The organism is uncultured Rothia sp. (genome assembly GCF_916049665.1).
Taxonomy (GTDB): domain Bacteria; phylum Actinomycetota; class Actinomycetes; order Actinomycetales; family Micrococcaceae; genus Rothia.
This window is the reverse complement of sequence record NZ_CAJZIE010000096.1, coordinates 1-6,368: the sequence shown is the minus strand read 5'-3', so window position 1 is coordinate 6,368 and position 6,368 is coordinate 1. Positions and strand designations below refer to the sequence as shown.

Sequence of the window (6,368 nt, the reverse complement as noted above, 5' to 3'; positions counted from 1 at the left end):
TGCCTTCCTGGATGAGGTCGAGGAAGAGCATGCCGCGGCCGGTGTAGCGCTTGGCGAGGGAGACAACGAGTCGCAGGTTGGCTTCGAGCAGGTGGTTTTTGGCTCGCTTGCCGTCGTGGATGACCCAGCGCAGGGCTTTTTTGAGGTCTTTGTCCATGTCGGGGTTTTCGGCGAGCTTGTGTTCGGCGTAGAGGCCTGCTTCGATGCGCATGGCGAGGTCGACTTCCTGCTGTGCGTTGAGCAGGGAGACTTTGCCAATCTGCTTGAGGTAGTCCTTGACGGGGTCGGCGGTTGCGCCGGGGGTGACGACGCGCTGTGCGGGTGCGTCGTCGTCGTCGTTTGCGGTGAGGACGAAGCCGGAGCCCTTGGCTGCTACTGCTTCTGCGGCCTTCTTTTCTTCTTTTTTGGCTACGGTTTCTTCGTCTTCTTCGTCGGGTTCGTCTTCGCCGTCGGTGGTTTCGAGTTCTTCGTCGAGTCCGAGGTCGAATTCGTCGTCGTCGTTCTTTTTGCGGCGGCCGCCGGTCTTGCGCTTGGTTGCGGTTTTGGTGGTGGTGGTTTTACGGGTGCGCTTGGGCTTGTCTTCCGCGGTTTCTGCAGCGGTTTCGGCGGTTGCGCCGGTGGTGTCTTCGGTTGCCGCTGCGGCTTTGGTGGTTGCCTTCTTGGTGCGGGTGGTCTTGGTGGTGGTTTTTGCGACGGTTTCTTCGGTTGCGTCGCCGGTCGCGGTCTTCTTGCTGGTTGCAGGTGCCACTAGAACCCTTTCTGGCTTGTGGTGGGGTGTTTTGTTTGCAAAACACCTAAGACCCTGTCAAGTCTGTGCTGGCGTCCTCGGTCGGGTGTTTGCTGCGTTTGTCGGGTTTAACGCTGTGGGGGCGGGTTTTATTCCGCGTGCGTTGGCCGGTGTGCAGTGTCTGTTGCTCGTTGTGTTGAGCTGTTTGAGGGCGCGTTGTAGCGCATTGACTGTACGGGGTCAATATATAAGTATTGCAGATTTTTGGTTGCTTTCAACTTGACGCGCTGTATGGGGGCTTGTGGGCTTGGTTTTGGGTGGGTGCGGCTGTGTGCGGTTGTGGATGGGAGGAGCCGGTGGGAGGGGCGTGCTGGGTGGCGCGCCCCTCCCCTGTTTTTTTGTTGCCTCGCCTTTAGGTGCTTACTTTTAGGCCTTTCGTGGTTTGAGGGTGCTGATGGGTTGGCGGTTTGCGCCGGGTTCGCCGCAGATGGTGTGTTTGATCCAGGCGGGTAGGCCTCCGGCGTTGAGGTGTACGTCGAGGATGTTGAGGTCTTCTCCGGTGGTGTGGCGGTGGGCTTCTTGGCGGAGCAGGCGGGCGTAGGTGCTGTAGCCCTTGTACCAGTTGGCCCAGGCTTGGGTGTTGCGCAGCGTTGCGTATTCGCCGTCGGCACTGTGGGGCGTGAGCAGGCTGGTGAGCAGTTCGAGCCCGTTGAGGCGCTCCCAGTGTGGGCTGTCTAGTTCTCCTTTGAGGGCGTCGAGGTAGTGGGCGTAGACAGCTTGGTTGTTGGGGTTGGCGAGGTATTCGCTGTTGGTGTAGGCGTCGTCGATTTGCTGGCTGATCTCTTCGAGTTTGCGTGCGGCGGTGTGGTCGTTGGACTCTCTTTGTTTGAGCAGGCGCGGGAGCACTTCGCGGTTGATGGTGTTGAGTTCGGTGGTGACGGCGAGGTCGGCGGGGCTAAGTTCTTGGAGTGCCCAGTGGTCGAGGTTGACCTGTTGGATGCCTCGGTTTTGCTGAATAGCGCGGTGGGTGCGGCGGATCCAGTCTTGCCATTGCACGCATTTTTCGGGCACGGCACGTACGTGTGTCTGGTCGGCGCCGGGTGTGGTGCTGAGCATGTGGGTGAAGCTTTCGGGCATGTAGGTTTTTCGGGTGATGCGGGTGCCGTAGTGGGGCGGTTCGAGCGGGTCGATGTCTGGGAGGGCGACGGGTCGGGGGCCGCCGAGGGCGTAGTTGGTGTGTTGGGCGGCGTAGTGCATGTGGGCGAGCGCTTTTTGGGCATGGCTGAGCCCGTATCCAGCGAGGTAGGTGAGCATTTCGGGGGTGATGGGGTTGAGTGCCATCGGTGCGATGGAGGCGCGTAGGTGCCCGGCGACTTCGGCGGGGATGAGGTCGCGTAGCGCATCCCCGATGGTGGGGGTATCAGAGTCAGCGTTAGCGTCGTCGATCTGATGGGTGGCGAGCAGGTGGGCGGCGGCGTTGATGGCGGCGTCCCAGTAGCAGAGGTCGATTTGGGCTTGGTGGTAGATGGCGTGGACGTTGGTGCGGCGGGCGTCGTCGCGCCGTGCGGTGTTGGTGCGGGTGTGGTCCCAGAGTTCTACGGCGTTTTCCCAGTCGTAGCGGGTTTCGGGGTTGGTTGTGGGGTCGGTGTCCCAGGGGCTGTGGGCGTAGTTGTGTTGGGCGTTGGGGGCGATGGTGTCGCCGTGGCGGGTGAGCCAGGTGTAGTAGCCGCTGTGGTGGATTTCTTCGATGGGCGCGAGGAGGGTGAGCGCTTGCTGTTCGGGGTCGAGCGCCCAGATGCTAGCGCCGCCGGCGTAGATGACGTCTTCGCAGCGTAGTTCGCTAACGATGCGCGGGTCGTGGAGCAGGTGGAGCCAAGTGTTGATGTTGATTTGGGTGTCGACGTCCTGTTGGATTTCTTCGATGGCGGCGAGTTGTGCGGTGTTGGGGCTAAGTTGGCGTTGGCGTACGGTGTTGTCGCCGTCGACGATGACGGTGTAGAAGCGGGTGAGGGTTTCGCCGTTGTGGCAGGTGGGTAGTTTGGCGAAGGTTTCGTGGAGGAAGTCGGCGCGTTCGGGCAGGGTGCAGGGTTCGTCGGGTAGGTTGACGCGCAGGCTGGGGCCGAGGGTGTTGTCGGTTGCGGTGAGGATGATGAGTGAGTGGTCGGGCCAGTAGCCGTGCTGGTGGAGGGCGCTGCTGAGCACGTCGTATTCGTTGCGGATGGGCGGGGGCGTGTCGTAGTTGCCGCTGTTGAGGTGGTTGCTGTTGGAAGTGTTGCCGTTGGAGATATTGTTTGCGTTCATGCCTTCACGGTGGCATGGTTTGCGCGGGCGCGTAGGTTATACAAATAAATCTGTGGATACTTCGGTTCATAGGTCCGAAGATTCCACAGATTTATTCGTATTGTTCGTTTGTGCACTGGGGTTTGTCCACAGCGCCGCGGGGTGCCGCGTCATAATCTGTCATGCAATATCCATCACGCAGCATCTGACGGGCGGTATCCGGCGAGCCAGGTTCGCGCTCCCCCGCAGCGTCCCTTACTGCACGCGCCCTACTGTTCGTCGAGGAAACGTTCGAAGAGCGCACCGATTTCATCGCGGCTGGGCACGTTGTGCGCGTCGCGTCGCGAGAGGGGAACCGCAATGTCGGAGGTGCGGAAGTTCTCGTCGTAGTTCTCTTCCATGGTCGTAATCATGCGACCGATTTCGGGGTTCTGCTTGACCTGATCGTTGATCTGGCTGTGCACGTGACGTGCGGCTTCGCGCAGGTTCTCGGTGGGTAGCGAGAGGTGCGCCGCCATGCCCACGTGTTCGAGGGCGGTGAGGGTGCCCTGCGGCAGGTCCGCCTCCGAAATGTACTGGGGAATGTTCACGCCGAAGCCGACGGTGTCGATTCCGTTTTCGGTGAAGAGCACTTCCAGCAGGTTGGTGATGGTGGCGTGCACGTCCGCGCTGGGCTTCCACGGGGAGATGCCGCGAATCAGATCCTTGCGGGATCCGTGCGCGGTAATCGGGAAGGGGCGGGTGTGCGGCACCGGCATGGGGAATGCGGAGACCAGCACGACCAGGGAGGGCTTGACCCGCTGGGCGATGGTCAGCACCGCCTTTTCGAAGCGCTGCCACTGCAGGTCCGGTTCGGCACCGGTGAGCAGCAGGAACGGCTTGTTGAGGCTGTCTTCTACTGCGTAGAGCTTCAGCTGCGGGTATTGCGGCTTTTCGAAGTGGTCTTTTTCGTAGCGGATGAAGGGGCGGCGGGCACGGTAGTCGTGCAGCTGGTCGCTGTCGAACTCGACGATTTCAATGTTCTTGAGTTCGCTGAGCAGCACCTGTCCGAGCTGGCCTGCGGTGGAGCCTGCGTCTTGCGGGCTGGAGAGGGCAATGACGAGGGTCAGCCCGTGCATCCGGGGGTCGTCCAATATTTTGGTGTTGGCTAAGTAGAGATCTTCGGGGTTGAGCATCGTGCCTCCTCACTTCTGTCTGGTTCGCGCCGCGTTCGGGGTGGGCTTAGCGTTTCGTGCCGGTACCCGAGGTGGTGGGGCGAAGGGGCGTCTTCTGTTATCTGACGCTTTCCGTAGTCTTTCATTCTATGCCACGACTGCCCCGTATCGACAGTGTGCGGGCTTTTCTCGCAGTAGGTGAACTTGTTTAGCGTCGTGCTGATGTTCTTAAGCCGCTGTAGCTCGGCTTCTTGCGCATTTTTCTGCTCTGCCAGCTGTTCGGGGTGATTCGGGGTGAGAGCTGAACCTCACACCCTCCTGCATATCCGTGTAGAGTAGAAGCAGTAGTCCGCGCGGCTTTGCGCGGCGGTATTCATCCTCACTCTTCGAGGGCCTACAGTTGAGTTTTTCGGGCGCGAGGATGTGCCCCCGACTATTTCGAGAAGACATACGCAAAGGAGTAACGATGTCTCTGTCTCTGTCTATTCACAGCACCGACCTTGAAGCGCTCGAAGCTGACGTTCTGGTTCTGGGCGTTTTGAAGGGCGAGGACGGCGCCTACCTGGCACCGAACTCGCTGTCTGAGGAGTCTGTTGAGGGTATTAACGAGCTGCTGGAGGCGCTGGGCGCCTCGGGTGCACCCGATCAGCTGCTGCGCCTGCCCGGCCTTGAGGATGTTGGCACCGGCATTGTTGCCCTGGCGGGTCTGGGCTCTGATGCTGCTGAGGGTCAGGAGCGTCTGGACGCTCTGCGTTACGCTGCCGGTTCTGCGGCTCGTCAGCTGATTGGTTCTGCTGAGGAGATTGCGTTCGATTTCGGTGTTTCTTCGGTGGCTGAGATTGAGGCGATTGCTCACGGCGCTGTGCTGGGTAACTTCGTTGAGGAGGGCCTGCGCGGCAAGACTCAGGATTCGATTAAGGAAGAGATTGATTCGATCCTGATCGTTTCGTCGATTGATCAGGAAGAGGCTGAGGAGGCTCTGGTTCACGCCCTGGTTCTGGGTGAGACCGCTAAGGATGCTCGCCGTCTGGTGAACCTGCCTCCGTCGCACCTGTACCCGGAGACTTTCGCTGAGTTCGTGGCTGAGGTCGCTGAAGATTACTCGAACGTTGAGATTGAGCTGTTCCACCACGACCGCCTGGCTGAGGAGGGCTTCGGTGGCATTTCCGGTGTTGGTCAGGGTTCGCCCCGCAAGCCGGTTCTTGCCGTTGTGAAGTATGTTCCGGAGAACCCGAAGGCTCACGTGGCTCTGGTGGGTAAGGGCATTACTTTCGATACCGGTGGTAACTCGTTGAAGCCTGCCGCTTCGATGATGACTATGAAGTGCGATATGGCGGGTGCCGCATCCGTTCTGAACGCTGTGCTTGCTTCTGCTGAGCTGGACGTTCCGGTTGCTGTGACCGGTTACCTGTGCCTGGCTGAGAACATGCCCGGCGGTCACGCTCTGCGCCCGGAGGACGTCATCACCATGCGTGACGGTCGTACCGTTGAGGTGCTGAACACTGACGCCGAGGGCCGCCTGGTCATGGCTGACGGTATTGCGCTGGCATCTGAATCGAACCCGGACGTCATCCTGGATATCGCTACCCTGACCGGTGCCGCTATGGCTGCTCTGGGTCTGCGCACTGCGGCTCTGCTCGGTGACGAGGAGATTCGTGACCGCGTGATTGCTGCCGGTGCCGCTGCGGGTGAGGCGTACTGGCCGATGCCGCTGGAGTCCTACCTGCGTAAGAGCCTGGAGTCCCCCGTTGCTGACCTGAAGAACATTGGTTCCCGCTACGGTGGCGCACTGACTGCTGGCCTGTTCCTGAAGGAGTTCGTGGGCGAGGGTATCCCCTGGGCTCACCTGGACATTGCGGGCCCCGCGTTCAACGAGGAGGCTCCCTACGGCTTCACCCCGAAGGAGGGTACCGGCTTCGGTACCGCTACCCTGGTGAACTTCATCCAGTCCTACGCTAAGTAGCCTGTAGTCTCGCTGGGCGCGCATCCTAGCTGCTGTATAGCACTGGCGTGTAGCCGCACAGCATAGAGCTAATCAGAGGAGGGCTTTTCCGGTATTTCACGCCGGGAAGCCCTCCTCTTTGTCTGTTCTTGAGGCATTCTATGCGCCCGCTGTGGTGGTGTTGTCATCTGGCTGTTCTATGACGCGCCTCTTTTCTTGAGTTGTGAAAAATTTGCGCTGTTTGGGTGATTAATCAGCTAAAACC

At 60.2% G+C, this 6,368-nt stretch carries 4 protein-coding genes; 1 reads left to right on the top strand and 3 read right to left on the bottom strand.

Going from position 1 to position 6,368, the window contains the following annotated elements; translation table 11 throughout:
* From QZ540_RS08005 to QZ540_RS07995, 3 genes are all read right to left on the bottom strand, one after another.
* On the bottom strand, positions 1–748 hold a 748-nt coding region (locus QZ540_RS08005), incomplete at its 3' end, for a sigma-70 factor domain-containing protein (RefSeq protein WP_294629049.1).
* A 405-nt stretch (positions 749–1,153) separates the two neighbouring features.
* Complete coding sequence (locus QZ540_RS08000) at positions 1,154–3,028, bottom strand: metal-dependent hydrolase (RefSeq protein WP_294629046.1); 1,875 nt, start codon at positions 3,026–3,028, stop codon at positions 1,154–1,156.
* A 248-nt stretch (positions 3,029–3,276) separates the two neighbouring features.
* Positions 3,277–4,182, bottom strand: coding sequence for a PAC2 family protein (locus QZ540_RS07995; RefSeq protein WP_294629044.1), 906 nt, complete (start codon positions 4,180–4,182; stop codon positions 3,277–3,279).
* A 445-nt stretch (positions 4,183–4,627) separates the two neighbouring features.
* Here QZ540_RS07995 and QZ540_RS07990 point away from each other — a divergent pair, with 445 nt between their 5' ends.
* Positions 4,628–6,124: a leucyl aminopeptidase gene (locus QZ540_RS07990; protein ID WP_294629042.1), complete on the top strand. Its 1,497-nt coding sequence runs from the start codon at positions 4,628–4,630 to the stop codon at positions 6,122–6,124.
* Positions 6,125–6,368: the final 244 nt, after the last annotated feature.